We start from the raw sequence: 13098 nt of genomic DNA on the forward strand, positions 1-13098 counted from the left end.
TGCGACTTGAATGAAGTTGGAAAAGTTGTTTTTACCATGAAAAGCCTTTGACTATCCTCCACCCACCGTTTTCTTTATTCCGGGGCCTCACTGTTCATGATCATTTCGTCTGCATCGGATTACCGCGAAGCCGCACGTCGCAAACTGCCGCGTTTCCTGTTCGACTACATTGACGGTGGCGCGTACGCCGAGCACACCCTCAAGGCCAACAGTTCGGACCTGGCAGACATCAGCCTGCGCCAGCGCGTCCTGCGCAACGTCGAGAGCCTGAGCCTGGAAACCACCCTGTTCGACCAACCGCTGGCGATGCCGGTGGTCATGAGCCCGGTGGGCCTGACCGGCATGTTTGCCCGGCGCGGAGAAGTGCAGGTGGCCAATGCGGCGGCCAATAAAGGCATTCCTTTTTGCCTGTCGACCGTGTCTGTGTGCCCTATCGAGGAAGTAGCGTCGCAGACTGCGCAGTCGATCTGGTTTCAACTGTATGTGTTGAAAGACCGTGGCTTCATGAAAAACGCCCTGGAGCGTGCGCAAGCCGCCGGGGTGAAAACCCTGGTGTTCACCGTCGACATGCCCACCCCCGGCGCCCGCTACCGCGATGCCCACTCCGGCATGTCCGGCCCGTACGCCGCCCAGCGACGCATGTTGCAGGCAGTGACCAAACCGGCCTGGGCGTTTGATGTGGGGCTGATGGGACGCCCGCACGACCTGGGCAACATCTCCAAATACCTCGGCAAGCCGACCCACCTTGAAGACTACATCGGCTGGCTGGCCACCAACTTCGACCCCTCCATCAGTTGGAAAGACCTGGAGTGGATCCGCGAATTCTGGAAAGGCCCGATGATCATCAAGGGCATCCTCGACCCACAGGACGCCAAGGATGCGGTGAGCTTCGGTGCCGACGGCATCGTCGTGTCCAACCACGGCGGTCGCCAGCTCGATGGCGTGCTGTCCACCGCCAAGGCCCTGCCCGAGATCGCCCAGGCAGTGGGCAGCGACCTTACGGTGCTGGTGGACTCCGGGGTGCGTTCAGGGCTGGACGTGGTGCGCATGCTCGCCCTCGGCGCCCGGGGCGTATTGCTGGGACGAGCGCCTGCCTACGCTTTGGCCGCTGATGGCCAGCGCGGTGTAGAGAATTTGCTGGAGATCTTTGCCAAGGAAATGCGCGTGGCCATGACCCTGACCGGGGTTACGTCGATTGCGCAGATCGATGAGTCAATCCTGGTGCGCGGGCAGCTCTGACCCGCCAGCGTCAGGCTTCGCTGATTTTGCTGACACTGGTGATCTGCCCATTCCAGACCATCTCGTAATGGGCGGCCTGGACAATCGACGACACCGGCCTGGGCGTCAGCAACGCCCAGCAGTGATCACCTTCTGAGCGCACCGACAGGTAACGCAGGCCGGGACAACCGGCCTTCTTCAGCGCGCCGCCCAAGCGCTGGGCGTGGCTGTAGTCGTCAGGGTCGTAGATCGGATCGCTCATCGGCACCGACGCCGCATCCTTCATCGAGTCACCAGCAAAGCTGCACGACAACCCGCGAAAGACAAAGCGCTCATAGTTAAGGCCGTGGACCCCGGACCAATACTGGTTCTGGTGATGACGCACCTCTGCCAGCGCCGTTTCGATGGTGGCCGCCAGGTACAGCACGCCAAAATCCCCAGCGCTGAAACGCGATCCGGCCGGATTGACGTGGGTGAACGGCGCAATCGCGTAGGAGCATCCCACAATCCCGAAGGGGATTTCCCTACGGGGTATCAGCTCGATACGACCGAGCTCATTGCCCAGCCGCGGGTTGGTCAGGGCCTGGATCTGATAAAGCGCCTCAAATTCGTCGGCATCCGCCACATCGTCAAACAACGCAATCGGCGGGAATTTGGAATTGACCAGGCGATAGGCCTGCAACGGCCCGCTGGGCAAATCGCCCAACTGGCTCACCGTCACCATTGCGCACCGCGCAGCACATCGATACGGCGGAAGGTTTCATATAGGGAAATCATGTCGCCCTGGGCCATGATCTCCAGGGGTGAGCGCCCGTTGAAGAAGCTGTTGTGGTTGGCCATTGCAGGGAAGCCGTACACATTCTCGGGGTTATCGAACACCATGCGCAGCGTGGCATGGATGTTCAGCACAAAGCTGATGCGCTGCATCTGGTCGGAATCCAGGCTCACGGACCACGCGGCCTCGCGCTGCCGGGCGCGGGTGTAAGTGCTGCGCGAAATACGCAGGATGCGGCAGGCCTGGTCGCTGCTGGCCTGCCATTTTTCCAGGATGCTCACGGCCGCCCGGAGTCCGGCGACACATTGCTCCCGGGTAAACGGCTGTGCTTGCAGGGCTAGGCTCATGGTTGCCACCTCAGAATAAATCTACAGACTCAAATATAGACAAATAGAATCTGTAGATCAAATCCGTGCAACGTCAGCCGTTACAACCAAAGAGCACAGTGCCAGAGTCGAATTATTTCGAATCGCACTTTACCGTTTGATGGGTGAGAATAGTTCCCGTCTACCTCTTCCCGTGTCTATTTGTATATGAGCCCCCAAGAAATGGAATTCAACGCGCCTTCTCCCTCCCGCTGGCTACTGGCCTTGTTCGGTGCGAGCCTGCTGTCACTGGCCGGTTGCCAGAGCCAAACGCCAGAGCAGGCGGCGGCCTCGGCGGCGGCACAGGTGCAACAAAAAGACGAAAAATTCATCCATACCTTCACCACGATACTGCGCAGCTACGCCCTGGCCGCCAATGAAAACGAGCTGACGGGGGTGATGAACATGATCATGACCGTCGACGCGCAGAACCACGTCGTGGACTGCTCGGCCAAACGCGGGACCCTGCTGCCCAACGAGGGCCAGAACAACCTGCGCCAGGCCAAGCTGGCCAAACTGGTGACTGAACTGTGCTGGACCACCCTCTTTCCCGAGATCTCGCCCAAGGTCTTCGCCAACGCCAAGGACACCCAGGTGATTGTCGCGCCCATGGTGTTCACCCCTCTGATGGGGCTTTCGGATGAACAGCAACAACTGCAAAAAACACGAATCGACCTGTATAGGCAGATACGTTTTTTCCGTGAACAGCTGTTTGTCGGGCATGACATCCAGAGTATTGGCGTCGCCAGCTTCCACCTCATCGCCGATGCGCAAGGCAAAGTGAATGAGTGCATGGTCAACCTGAATCAGAGCCCGTACCGTTTACAGGGCTTCAAGGTAGATAGCGCGTTGCAGCAACGCCTTGTCACGCAGTGCAAACTGCTGGACCTGCGAAAGATGCCGGGGTTTGCCAACTACCCCAAGGGCCTGCCCATGGGGTATGTGCAGGTGGACTACAGCCCGTGGATGAATGGGCATAAGCAGCCTTGAGCCTAACGCTGGTGCGGGGCTCTCGGGGTTTCACATCAGCAAGCTCAAACACTTCGCACGAACTTATAACGTCACCCGACATTATTCATAACAATTATAAAAAACCTCAAACATCTCATGAAACCTGTCAACTATGACAGTAGACACATCCCAAAAACCCAGAGCATAGTTTCATGTGGGGAAACGCACATCTAGAGGAATCATAAAATGAAAAGCTCAATCATTGGATTTCTTCTAGCATTTGCAGTTCTGCTTCAAATGCAAGCAGCCAATGCTGAAGACAACAACACATGTAAAAATGCCTGGCAGAGTAGTCCTGCCTATCAGTCCTGCAGCAAGGGAGACACTGTGCCGGCGGGAAACGCCGGCGTCATTCAAGTAGTGCGACTCAACGCCGAGGGCGCTTGCTGGATTACCGCAAGCTGTCGTATGGCCAACGGTGGAGATTTCATAACCTCCTTCAATGGCCCCGCAGCGGAGGTAAAAACCATAAATAACTGTAATGGAACTTTAAAGGCGTCGTCGTGCTAGTTGTCTAGTGACGCGGTATTAAAATGCGACATCAATTCTGATCTTGCACACCTGCCAAGTAAGTACAGCTGCACAGTTTACTTACTTGGCATAACCTCTGCTGTTCTGAAAAAGTGGACCCGGCTTGGGTTTACCTGGCGATAGCTACAAATAATGGCTTGGGTGTTGCATCCGCAGTCGAAGACGGTGCTGCTGGCCGATGCGAATGTCGTGTCAACCTTCAGGCGAGCCGTCGAGCCCGTGCTTTTGCCCCAGGCAAAAAAAAACCCGGAAATCCTCACTTACGTGGGCCTTCCGGATTTTCTAAACCGCCAAAAATGGTGGGTCGTGTGGGATTCGAACCTACGACCAATTGGTTAAAAGCCAACTGCTCTACCAACTGAGCTAACGACCCGCTGTGTGGTGGCGCGTATAATACTGATTTCTAAGGATTATTCAACACCTTATTTTAAATAAATCAGAAATAACGCGTTGGGTCAGTAATTCCGGCCGCTTGGAAGCCTTCGGCGCGCAGGCGGCAGCTGTCACATTTCCTACAAGCACGACCGTCATTGTCCGCCTGGTAGCAGGAAACAGTCAGCGAGTAGTCGACACCAAGCCCTACACCCGCCTTGACGATCTGCGCCTTGCTCAGGTTTTGCAGTGGCGCCTGGATACGGAAGCCATGCCCTTCTACGCCAGCCTTGGTCGCCAGGTTGGCCATGCGCTCGAACGACTCGACGAACTCTGGGCGACAGTCCGGGTAGCCGGAGTAATCCACCGCGTTGACGCCGATAAAGATGTCACGGGCGTTAAGCACCTCTGCCCAGCCCAGGGCCAGCGACAGGAACACGGTGTTACGGGCCGGCACGTAGGTGACCGGGATGCCCTCAGTGGGCGCCTCAGGCACGTCAATGGAGCTGTCGGTCAGGGCCGAGCCGCCAATGCCATTGAGGTTCAAGCCGATCACCTTGTGCTCCACCACGCCGAGGTCGTGGGCGACACGGGCGGCGGCGTGCAACTCGGCATGGGAGCGCTGGCCATAGTCGAAGCTCATGGTGTAGCAGCTATAGCCCTCGGCACGCGCCATCGCCACCACGGTCGCGGAGTCGAGGCCGCCAGACAGCAGGATTACGGCACGTTTTTGATCAGTCGTTTGTTCAGTCATTTCAGCGTCCTGGCTCGTCGTTCCAAAGGTATTTATGCAGCTGCAATTGCAGGCGCACCGGCAGATTGTCCGCGACCACCCAATCTGCGAGGTCGCGAGCGTTCAAGTCATGGTGGCTTGGAGAGAACAGCACCTCGCCGGCGCGTCGGTCCAGGCCGTACTGGATCAGCTTGGAGTTGGCCCAGTCATAGTCGTCCCGCGAGCAAATGACAAACTTGATCTGGTCGTTGGCGGTCAGCAGCTCGATATTCTCATAACGGTTCCGATGCGCTTCTTTGGAGTCCGGGGTCTTCAAGTCAACCACGCGGCTGACGCGCGGATCGACCGCGGAAATATCCAGGGCGCCACTGGTTTCCAGGGACACCTCGTAACCGGCGTCACACAACTGCTTGAGCAAAGGAATGGCATTGGGCTGGGCCAGCGGCTCGCCGCCTGTTACACAGACGTAGCGCGGCCGGAAGCCTGCAACCTGCTCCAGGATGTCGTCGAGGGTACGAATGGTGCCGCCGCTGAAGGCGTAGGCGCTGTCACAGTACTGGCAGCGCAACGGGCAGCCGGTGAGGCGCACAAATACTGTGGGCAGGCCGGCAGTGCGCGTTTCACCCTGTAACGAGTAAAAAACTTCGGTGATGCGTAATGTGTCTTGCATAGTCGCCACGGGCGTAACAGCTAAACAGGCTGTCCGCCTCCGTCAGGCACTTCATGGGATCCCGGCAAAGCGTGAACCCCAGAAAGCGTATTTCATAAAAGGGCGTGGATTCTAACGAAAAAACCCGCGACAGGCGCGGGTTTCTTCCAAGCGGGACAGCAATGCTTACAAGCGCTGCAAATCACGCTGAGCCAACTGGGCGGCAGAGGTACCTGGATATTGGGCCACTACCTGCTGAAGAATGCCTTTGACCTTGTCGGTATGACCCAGGCGGCGCTCTACATCAGCCAGTTTGTACAGCGAATCAGGCACCTTGGCGTGCTTGGGGTAAAGCTGGCTGACCTTGGCAAACGCCTGGCCCGCACCCTGCAAATCACCCTTGGCCAGGTTGACCTCACCCAACCAATACTGGGCATTGCCCGCGTACTGGCTGTTTGGATAACGACCCAGGAAAGCGGTGAACGCCTTGCTGGCCTTGTCGAAATCCTTGGCCTTGATCAGGTCGAAGGCTGCGTCGTAATACAGCTTTTCCTTCGCCGGATCAGCCGGTTCGCTGCTGGCGGCAGGGGCCTGAGTGGCGCCTGCGGCTGCACCACCGGCGGCGCTTGCGGCGCCACCGGCAGAAGAATTATCAGGAGTAGCGGCTGGTGTAGCACCGGCTCCTATACGTCGGTCAAGATCCTGGTAACGCTCCAGGCCTTCCTGCTTGAGCTGACGCACTTCATTTTGCAGAACTTCAATGGTGCCTTGTTGCTGCGCCAATTGATCCTGCATGCGTTGCAGTTGGTTGAACAGTTCGCCCTGTGCCGAAGGAGCGGCCGTGGCCGCTCCCCCCGCATAGGCGCCGTTCGTGCCATAACCTGCAGGTGGATAGCTGCTCCCACTATTGTTATAGCCAGAGTTGCTATCTTCCACGGGAACCGCAGCCCACACCGCAAGCGGTGCAAGGCTGAGAGCCAATACGGTTACAACACGACGGCACGTTCGCATGACGAATTACTTACGCAGTTCGACGCGACGGTTTTGAGCCCAGGATTGCTCGTCGTTGCCGGTAGCAACTGGACGCTCTTCACCGTAGGAAACCAGTTCCAGCTGAGCTGGGGAAACACCTTGCAGTACCAGGTAGCGCTGAACGGCTTTCGCACGACGCTCGCCCAGTGCCATGTTGTACTCACGAGTACCACGTTCGTCGGTGTTGCCTTCCAGAACAACGCGAGCGCCGTTACCTTTCAGGTCTTTCGCGTGAACGTCCAGAGCGCGCATGGCTTCTGGCTTCAGGTCCGAACTGTCGTATTCGAAGTAGAAAGTGGTGATCGCGCGCAGAGCAGCTTCTTCGCTCAGGGAGCCGTCAACTGCACCAGTGTTGGCGCCGTAACCAGCGTTTGGATCAACAGCTGCGCCTTCACCGGCATTGTCGCCGCCTTTAGACGAGCAACCAACGGCTACGGACAGAGCCAGAGCCAGAGCAGCAAACTTACCAAACTTCAGCATTTCCATCGTGAAACTCCTAATGAACCCCAGTGTGTTAAGTACTTCTTTTTGTAGCGCCGCGTCAGTTCAGGTAAGGGGACCAGGACGGTTCTCTGACTTCGCCTTGTGCGGTAGGAAGCGGGAGCCTTACGCGTCCATTAATGGACACGAGCATCAAGACTCCCCGGCCCTGCTGGCGGGTGGCGTAGATTACCATGGTGCCGTTGGGCGCGACAGTAGGCGACTCATCAAGAGTGCTATCTGTGAGGATTTTTACGCTTCCGCGCTGCAAATCCTGGGCCGCCACCTTGAAATTAGTGAAACCATCCTGGCGATGGATCATTACCAGGGTCTTTTCATCCGCCGAAAGCTTCGGATTGGCGTTGTAGTTACCAATAAAGGTCACACGCTCCGCACCACCACCGCCAACGCTGCTCTTGTAGATCTGCGGTTTGCCGCCACGGTCTGACGTGAAGTAGATGGTCGAACCATCCTTGCCCCAGAACGGCTCGGTGTTGATACCAGGGCCGGAAGTGACACGGGTGATCTGGCGCGAACCGAGGTTCATCACGTAGATATCCGGGTTACCGTCCTTGGACAGTACGAATGCCAGGCGATTGCCATCCGGCGACCAGGCTGGGGCACCGTTCAGGCCTTCAAAGTTGGTGATCTGCTCACGGCGACCGGTGTCGATGTGCTGGACGAAGATGCGCGGACGCTTCTGCTCGAACGACACGTAGGCAATACGCTTGCCATCTGGCGCAAAACGCGGCGACAGGATCGGCTCGCGCGATTGCAACAGGGTCACTGCACGGGCACCGTCGTAGTCCGAACGTTGCAGGGTGTAGCGGGTGTTGTTCACCGAGAAACGCTCAGCCGTCACGTACAACATGCGGGTAGAGAACGCACCCTTGATACCCACCAGTTTCTCGAACGACTGGTCGGCAATGTAGTGCGCCATGTCCCGCAGTTGGTCAACGCTGCCCGACACGCTACCGGTCAGCACTTGCTGCTCGGTGGCCACGTTGAACAGAGCGTATTGCACCTGCAAGCGACCGCCTGCTGGAACGATGCTACCTACCATCAGGTACTGGGCGCCCAGGGCTTTCCAGTCACGGTAGATCACTTCGCTGCCTTGGGTCGGCTGGCTGATCATGTTCTGTTTCGGAATTGGCGCGTAGTAACCCGAGTTGCGCAGGTCATTACCAATGATTTCCGCCATATCGTCCGGCAGCACGCTGCCGCCCTGCCAGCCAAACGGTACAACCGCAATCGGGGTGGCCCGATCGCTACCGCTGGTTACCAGGATGTTCTTTTCATCCGCCGCCGCTATCCCTGCCATACAGCAAATAACGACAAGCATTCCTCGAAGAAGGTTTCTCACAAGGCTAGATCCTCAGGTGTGAATGTCATCTTGAATGAACGATAGGGAGCGAAGTCGCTTGGTTTCATTCCCTGCATCTCGGTCAACCGGCCAATATTCTTGACCGCTGCAACCGCCGAACTGTCGAACGAACCGTCGCCACTGGACTTGGCCACGCTGACCGAAGTCACCGTACCGTCTGGCAACATGCCGATCTGCAGCACGACTGTCATGCCTTTGCGTGCCGAAGGTGGACGTGTCCAGCCTTCTGCTGCGCGAGCGCGAATCAGATCGTCGAAACTGCCCGCGACTTCGTCACCACGTTCATCGGCCAAGGCCTGCTGACGTTGCGGCGTGTCGGAAAGCAAATCTGCCAAGGCCTGGGCCTTTTTATCTTCGGCGGATTTACGCGCTGCTTCCTGGGCCTTTTTCTTGGAGGCGTCGGCGGCAGCTTTCTTCTTCGCGTCATCGGCGATTTTCTTCTTCGCCTCGTCTGCTTCAGCTTTTTTCTTGGCGTCTTCGGCGGCTTTCTTCTTCGCGTCTTCGACTATCTTTTTCTTGGCTTCTTCAGCGGCCTTTTTCTTGGCCTCTTCTTCAGCCGCTTTCTTGGCTTCTTCTTCAGATTTCTTCTTGGCTATATCAGCCAATTGTTTCTCTTCGGCTTTTTTGGCTTCGGCAGCTTTCTCGGCTTTCTTGGCTTCATCAGCCTTTTTCGCCTCGTCGGCCTTCTTCGCTTCGTCAGCCTTTTTCGATTCTTCGGCCTTTTGAGCCGCCTCGTCTTTCTTTTGTTCCGCAGCAGCCTTCACCGCTTCCTGCTCGACCTTCTTCTGTTCCATCTGTTCGACTTCAGTCTGGCGCGCAGCCGACTTCTGGGCCTCACCGGCAATCTTCTGATTGGTCTGGGTGGTGGCCTGACTTTTCGATTTCAGCTGATACAGGGTCGCCTGCACGATCGGCTTGGCTGGCGGCAGCTCCGGGGTCATGGCAAAGCTGACAAACAGCATGCCAAACACCAGAACGTGCAGGGCAATCGCCCAGACGCTAGGCCAGAAGAAGCTTTCCGAGGCGGACGGCTCTCGCTGTTGCTGCATCAGGGCGCCTCGGTAATCAAGCCAACATTACCGACCCCGGCCTTCTGCAGCCCGCCCATGGCGCCCATGACGGAGCCGTAGTCGACCGACTTGTCACCGCGGATGAACACCTGGGTGTGCTTGCCGCCTTCATTGCCGGCGCGGATGATTTTGGTCACGGCGTCGGTCATCTGCGGCAAGGTCATGGCCTTGTCCTGTTGCTTCTGGGTGTCGACTTCGCTGCCAAGGTTCCAGTAATAGGTCTTGTCAGCCTTGATCGAAATGGTCAGGACCTGGGTGTTGTTGTCCTGCGGCAAGGCTTCGCTGGAAACCTTGGGCAGATCAACCTTCACCCCCTGATTGAGCATCGGCGCGGTCACCATGAAGATCACCAGCAGCACCAGCATCACGTCGATGTAAGGCACTACGTTCATCTCGGCGACCGGCTTGCGCTTTTTGCGAGCTCGAGCGATTAAAGCCATTGGGAATTACCTGCTTATTCTTCGCTGGTGTGCACTTTACGGTGCAGGATCGCCTGGAATTCATCGGCGAAGGTGTAGTAACGGCCAATCAGGGTTTCGCTGGTGGCGGCGAAACGGTTGTAGGCAATTACTGCGGGGATTGCAGCGAACAAGCCGATGGCAGTGGCGATCAGCGCTTCGGCGATACCCGGGGCCACGGTGGCCAGGGTCGCTTGCTGGGCCGTTGCCAGGCCACGGAAGGAGTTCATGATGCCCCATACGGTGCCGAACAGGCCGATATACGGGCTGACCGAACCGACGGTGGCCAGGAACGGCAGGCTCTGCTCGAGCTTTTCTTCCTCACGGGAGATCGCTACGCGCATCGCACGGGCCACGCCTTCCATGACCGCTTCCGGGTCGACGCCGGACTGCTGGCGCAGGCGGGAAAATTCCTTGAAGCCGGCGCGAAAGATCTGCTCGACGCCCGAGTCCGGGTCCGGGTTGCTGCCCGCCTGGCGATACAGCTTGGACAGGTCGATACCCGACCAGAAGCGCTCTTCGAAGCTCTCCAGGGCGCGTCGACCGGCGCGCAGCAGGTTGCTGCGCTGGAAAATCATGACCCATGAGGTAACCGATGCGGCTACCAGGGTCAGCATGACCAGTTGAACCACGACACTGGCATTGCTGACCAGGCTCCACATGGAGGAATGGTCGACGACGGTAGGTTCCACGCTAAATCTCCTGCTTTGATTGTTGACCCGCGCCGCTCACGTTGGCAAAGGCCGCACGTAGAGTTTCGGGAATGGCCCTGGGTTTCAAACTGTTGGTGCGCACACACGCCACCAGGAACTGCCCCTCACAGAGCAGCGTTGCATCCGTTGCCCGCCTGACCTGCTGTTTAAAGCGCAGGCTGGCACGGTTCAATTCGATTACTTGCGCGCTGACCAGCAATTCATCGTCCAGTCGCGCCGGCGCGTAGTAACGGGCCTCGCTGGAATGCACGACAAATAACAGGTCCTCCCCTGCCAGCTGGGATTGGGCAAAGCCCAGCTCCCGTAGCCGCTCGGTTCGAGCCCGCTCCATGAACTTTAGATAATTGACGTAATACACGATGCCGCCCGCATCGGTGTCCTCGTAATAAACGCGACAGCGATGTGCGAACGACTGATCCCCGTTTTGCGCGCGCATACTCTAGTGCTTACTCCTCAGGTTGCCAATCCGGCCAGGCAACTGTTTTTCATTCTCTGCAGCATTTCTAACGAAAGAATGACGACGCCAGCCACTAGGACAGCACAAACGCCGAATAAATCGACCCGCCATGCCTTTTTTAATCGTCCACTGCATCGAGGAATTCGTCTACCACAGGCATCTCCCCCAATCGTGACGGAATGTTTAACCCAAAGTGCAGATACGCGTGGCGCGTGACCACCCGCCCCCTTGGCGTACGCATGATGTAACCCTGTTGAATCAGGTACGGTTCCAGCACATCCTCAATGGTATGGCGCTCCTCACTGATGGCGGCGGCCAGGCTATCCACGCCCACCGGCCCACCATCGAACTTCTCGATCATGGTCAACAGCAGGCGCCGGTCCTGATGGTCGAAGCCATGTTCATCGACGTCCAGCAGGTTCAACGCCAGGTCGGCCACAGCCTTGGTGATATGGCCCTTGGCCCGCACCTCGGCAAAATCGCGCACCCGGCGCAACAAACGGTTGGCAATCCGCGGTGTGCCACGGGCCCTGCGGGCAATCTCGAAGGCGCCTTCCGGGTCGAGCGGCAAGCCGAGAATCCCCGCCGAACGGCTGACAATCGTCGCAAGGTCAGCAGTGCTATAGAACTCTAGACGTTGAACAATGCCGAAACGGTCTCGCAACGGGTTGGTCAACATGCCGGCACGGGTGGTGGCGCCGACCAGGGTGAACGGCGGCAGGTCGAGCTTGATCGAGCGCGCGGCCGGCCCTTCGCCAATCATGATATCCAGCTGGAAATCTTCCATGGCCGGGTATAGCACTTCTTCAACGATGGGCGACAACCGGTGGATTTCGTCGATGAACAGCACGTCATGGGGTTCAAGGTTGGTCAGCAACGCAGCCAGGTCGCCCGGGCGCTCCAGCACCGGGCCGGAGGTGCTCTTGATCGACACGCCCATTTCCTGGGCGATGATGTTGGCCAGGGTAGTCTTGCCCAGCCCCGGCGGGCCGAAGATCAGCGTGTGGTCCAGGGACTCGGCACGCCCACGTGCCGCCTGGATGAACAGCTCCATCTGCTCGCGCACGGTGGGCTGGCCAATGTAATCGGCAAGGCTCAGGGGGCGGATGGCCCGGTCCTGGACCTCTTCACGGTCGCGAGGGCCGGTGGCTGCAATCAGACGATCAGCTTCAATCACTTAAATCATTCCCTTCAGGGCTCGGCGGATCATGTCTTCAGCGCTCAGGTTCTTGTCCTTGATGGCCGACACTGCCTTGCTGGCCTCCTGTGGCTTGTAGCCAAGGGAGATCAGCGCATTGACGGCGTCACTTTCGGCGCTGGCGACTTGGGCCGCCGGCATATCCGGCTGGTTTGGCACCAGCGCAAACATGCTTGGCACCACTTCCCAGGCTTTGAAGCGATCCTTGAGCTCCACCAGCAGGCGCTCAGCGGTTTTTTTGCCGACACCCGGCACCTTGGTCAGCGCCGAGGTGTCCTGGGCCGAAACAGCACGTACCAACTCGTCCACTTCCAGGCTCGACATCAAGGCCAGGGCCAGTTTCGGGCCAACGCCATTGAGGCGGATCAGCTCGCGGAAGAAGTCGCGGTCGCGCTTGCCGATGAAACCATAGAGTAGTTGCGCGTCTTCGCGCACCACCAGATGGGTGTGCAACGTTATCGGTTCACCGACCGACGGTAGGCGGTACAGGGTGGTCATGGGCACTTCCAGCTCATACCCCAGCCCGTTTACATCCAGAATCAGGTGCGGCGGCTGTTTCTCAGCCAGGGTGCCGCGCAAGCGTCCAATCACGGTTCAGATCCTTAAAGCTTGAGGTCAGATCGAGGCCCGACCATAACGATTGCGCTGATGC

16 protein-coding genes and 1 tRNA gene are annotated in these 13098 nt (G+C 58.1%); 3 read left to right on the forward strand and 14 right to left on the reverse strand.

Features of this window, described 5'->3' with window-relative positions; translation table 11 throughout:
• The first annotated feature begins 96 nt into the window (after positions 1-96).
• Entirely contained in the window at positions 97-1239 is a 1143-nt protein-coding gene (gene lldD / locus HBO05_RS05005) for an FMN-dependent L-lactate dehydrogenase LldD (RefSeq protein WP_170056857.1), read from the forward strand.
• A 10-nt stretch (positions 1240-1249) separates the two neighbouring features.
• On the opposite strand, the gene HBO05_RS05010 is transcribed toward lldD, so the two are convergent.
• Both HBO05_RS05010 and HBO05_RS05015 read right to left on the reverse strand, forming a co-directional pair.
• Positions 1250-1942: an RES family NAD+ phosphorylase gene (locus HBO05_RS05010; RefSeq protein WP_170056856.1), complete on the reverse strand. Its 693-nt coding sequence runs from the start codon at positions 1940-1942 to the stop codon at positions 1250-1252.
• Positions 1936-2340 (reverse strand): antitoxin Xre-like helix-turn-helix domain-containing protein, encoded by a 405-nt coding sequence (locus tag HBO05_RS05015; protein WP_172311937.1) that lies wholly within the window; start codon positions 2338-2340, stop codon positions 1936-1938. The genes HBO05_RS05010 and HBO05_RS05015 overlap by 7 nt, the downstream gene beginning before the upstream one ends.
• Before the next feature lie 201 nt (positions 2341-2541).
• Between HBO05_RS05015 and HBO05_RS05020 the strand changes: the two genes are divergently transcribed.
• Both HBO05_RS05020 and HBO05_RS05025 read left to right on the forward strand, forming a co-directional pair.
• Positions 2542-3348, forward strand: coding sequence for a hypothetical protein (locus HBO05_RS05020; protein ID WP_172311939.1), 807 nt, complete (start codon positions 2542-2544; stop codon positions 3346-3348).
• A 207-nt stretch (positions 3349-3555) separates the two neighbouring features.
• Positions 3556-3879, forward strand: coding sequence for a hypothetical protein (locus HBO05_RS05025; RefSeq protein WP_172311941.1), 324 nt, complete (start codon positions 3556-3558; stop codon positions 3877-3879).
• 318 nt (positions 3880-4197) lie between these two features.
• Here HBO05_RS05025 and HBO05_RS05030 read toward each other — a convergent pair.
• The 12 genes from HBO05_RS05030 to ruvA all read right to left on the reverse strand — a co-directional run bounded on the left by HBO05_RS05030 (position 4198) and on the right by ruvA (position 13037).
• A tRNA-Lys gene (locus HBO05_RS05030) sits at positions 4198-4273 on the reverse strand.
• 63 nt (positions 4274-4336) lie between these two features.
• Positions 4337-5026: a 7-cyano-7-deazaguanine synthase QueC gene (gene queC, locus HBO05_RS05035; protein ID WP_170056853.1), complete on the reverse strand. Its 690-nt coding sequence runs from the start codon at positions 5024-5026 to the stop codon at positions 4337-4339.
• A gap of 1 nt (position 5027) precedes the next feature.
• A complete protein-coding gene (gene queE / locus HBO05_RS05040) occupies positions 5028-5675 on the reverse strand; it encodes a 7-carboxy-7-deazaguanine synthase QueE (protein ID WP_169954668.1) in 648 nt (215 codons plus the stop codon).
• Positions 5676-5840: 165 nt separating this feature from the next.
• A complete protein-coding gene (gene ybgF, locus HBO05_RS05045; RefSeq protein WP_169954667.1) occupies positions 5841-6665 on the reverse strand; it encodes a tol-pal system protein YbgF in 825 nt (274 codons plus the stop codon).
• 6 nt (positions 6666-6671) lie between these two features.
• Positions 6672-7172, reverse strand: a complete 501-nt coding sequence (pal, locus tag HBO05_RS05050) for a peptidoglycan-associated lipoprotein Pal (RefSeq protein ID WP_029300299.1) — start codon at positions 7170-7172, stop codon at positions 6672-6674.
• A gap of 55 nt (positions 7173-7227) precedes the next feature.
• Positions 7228-8508 (reverse strand): Tol-Pal system beta propeller repeat protein TolB, encoded by a 1281-nt coding sequence (tolB, locus tag HBO05_RS05055; RefSeq protein WP_169851059.1) that lies wholly within the window; start codon positions 8506-8508, stop codon positions 7228-7230.
• Between the two features lie 17 nt (positions 8509-8525).
• On the reverse strand, positions 8526-9599 hold the full coding sequence (gene tolA / locus HBO05_RS05060; protein WP_029300302.1) for a cell envelope integrity protein TolA: 1074 nt from the start codon (positions 9597-9599) through the stop codon (positions 8526-8528).
• Positions 9599-10051: a protein TolR gene (tolR, locus tag HBO05_RS05065; protein WP_162473200.1), complete on the reverse strand. Its 453-nt coding sequence runs from the start codon at positions 10049-10051 to the stop codon at positions 9599-9601. The genes tolA and tolR overlap by 1 nt, the downstream gene beginning before the upstream one ends.
• Positions 10052-10074: 23 nt before the next feature.
• The gene (tolQ, locus tag HBO05_RS05070) at positions 10075-10770 is read right to left on the reverse strand and encodes a protein TolQ (protein WP_029300305.1); all 696 of its coding nucleotides are present in this window, start codon (positions 10768-10770) and stop codon (positions 10075-10077) included.
• Position 10771: 1 nt separating this feature from the next.
• Entirely contained in the window at positions 10772-11227 is a 456-nt protein-coding gene (gene ybgC, locus HBO05_RS05075; protein WP_169954666.1) for a tol-pal system-associated acyl-CoA thioesterase, read from the reverse strand.
• 139 nt (positions 11228-11366) lie between these two features.
• The gene (gene ruvB, locus HBO05_RS05080; RefSeq protein ID WP_029300308.1) at positions 11367-12425 is read right to left on the reverse strand and encodes a Holliday junction branch migration DNA helicase RuvB; all 1059 of its coding nucleotides are present in this window, start codon (positions 12423-12425) and stop codon (positions 11367-11369) included.
• Positions 12426-13037: a Holliday junction branch migration protein RuvA gene (gene ruvA / locus HBO05_RS05085; protein WP_003193868.1), complete on the reverse strand. Its 612-nt coding sequence runs from the start codon at positions 13035-13037 to the stop codon at positions 12426-12428.
• Positions 13038-13098 lie beyond the last annotated feature (61 nt).

The organism is Pseudomonas sp. WS 5079 (genome assembly GCF_012985465.1).
GTDB lineage: Bacteria > Pseudomonadota > Gammaproteobacteria > Pseudomonadales > Pseudomonadaceae > Aquipseudomonas.

What these genes read in the sequence shown, in the direction of transcription:
- tolB (WP_169851059.1), bottom strand. Translation starts at nt 8,508, where the DNA reads ATGCTTGTCGTTATTTGCTGTATGGCAGGGATAGCGGCGGCGGATGAA.
- lldD (WP_170056857.1), top strand. Translation starts at nt 97, where the DNA reads ATGATCATTTCGTCTGCATCGGATTACCGCGAAGCCGCACGTCGCAAA.
- queE (WP_169954668.1), bottom strand. Translation starts at nt 5,675, where the DNA reads ATGCAAGACACATTACGCATCACCGAAGTTTTTTACTCGTTACAGGGT.
- ybgF (WP_169954667.1), bottom strand. Translation starts at nt 6,665, where the DNA reads ATGCGAACGTGCCGTCGTGTTGTAACCGTATTGGCTCTCAGCCTTGCA.
- HBO05_RS05025 (WP_172311941.1), top strand. Translation starts at nt 3,556, where the DNA reads ATGAAAAGCTCAATCATTGGATTTCTTCTAGCATTTGCAGTTCTGCTT.
- tolA (WP_029300302.1), bottom strand. Translation starts at nt 9,599, where the DNA reads ATGCAGCAACAGCGAGAGCCGTCCGCCTCGGAAAGCTTCTTCTGGCCT.
- HBO05_RS05015 (WP_172311937.1), bottom strand. Translation starts at nt 2,340, where the DNA reads ATGAGCCTAGCCCTGCAAGCACAGCCGTTTACCCGGGAGCAATGTGTC.
- HBO05_RS05010 (WP_170056856.1), bottom strand. Translation starts at nt 1,942, where the DNA reads ATGGTGACGGTGAGCCAGTTGGGCGATTTGCCCAGCGGGCCGTTGCAG.
- queC (WP_170056853.1), bottom strand. Translation starts at nt 5,026, where the DNA reads ATGACTGAACAAACGACTGATCAAAAACGTGCCGTAATCCTGCTGTCT.
- ybgC (WP_169954666.1), bottom strand. Translation starts at nt 11,227, where the DNA reads ATGCGCGCGCAAAACGGGGATCAGTCGTTCGCACATCGCTGTCGCGTT.
- pal (WP_029300299.1), bottom strand. Translation starts at nt 7,172, where the DNA reads ATGGAAATGCTGAAGTTTGGTAAGTTTGCTGCTCTGGCTCTGGCTCTG.
- HBO05_RS05020 (WP_172311939.1), top strand. Translation starts at nt 2,542, where the DNA reads ATGGAATTCAACGCGCCTTCTCCCTCCCGCTGGCTACTGGCCTTGTTC.